The sequence below is a fragment of the Aquipuribacter hungaricus genome, from assembly GCF_037860755.1.
Taxonomy (GTDB): domain Bacteria; phylum Actinomycetota; class Actinomycetes; order Actinomycetales; family JBBAYJ01; genus Aquipuribacter; species Aquipuribacter hungaricus.
The window spans coordinates 1-660 of record NZ_JBBEOI010000511.1 but is presented as its reverse complement, the minus strand read 5'-3'; the positions used below and the strand labels follow the sequence as shown (position 1 = coordinate 660).

Sequence of the window (660 nt, the reverse complement as noted above, 5' to 3'; positions counted from 1 at the left end):
GCGCTCCCGCCGCCCGCTGGTCACGACGGCGGAGCCGACGGCGTGGGGGCGGCGGCTGCTCGCCCGGCCCGACGCGCTGCTCGTCGCCGCGGACGGGCTCGCCGTCGTCGGGCCGCTCGTCGGCCCGGTGCACGAGGTCCTCGTCGTCCCCGCCGTCACGGCGGCCGGGGCCGGCCCGCTGCCGCCGCACGCGACCTCCGTGGTCGGTCGCCACCGCACCCGCCGGTCGGGGGAGGGCCCGGACCTGCACGCGGTGGAGGAGTTCCGGCCCGGCGACCGGCTGCGCCACGTCGACTGGCGCGCCACCGCCCGCCGCGGGCAGGGCCCCGGCGGCCTGCAGGTGCACGTCCGGCGGGCGACGGTCGAGGCCGAGGGCCAGGTCGTGCTGCTGCTGGACACCCGCGGCGACCTGGACGCGGACGTCGCCGGCTGGGCGTCCCCGGCCGAGACCGACGGCGGTGCGGTGGCGCCGGGCAGCAGCCTCGACCTCATCGTGACGACGGCGGTCGCTCTCGCCGCGGCCCACCTCGGGGCGGGGGACCGGGTGGGCATGGTGGACCTCACCGTGCCCACCGCGGCGGTCCGGCCGGGCGGAGGGCGGCGGCAGCTGCAACGCCTGCGTCTGGCCCTCGCCGCGACCACGGCGACCGGCGCCGCGAC

The 660-nt window shown here is 81.2% G+C and carries 1 protein-coding gene; it reads left to right on the top strand.

Going from position 1 to position 660, the window contains the following annotated elements:
- The coding region (locus WCS02_RS20915; RefSeq protein WP_340296228.1) for a DUF58 domain-containing protein at nucleotides 1-660 on the top strand (660 nt) is incomplete at both ends.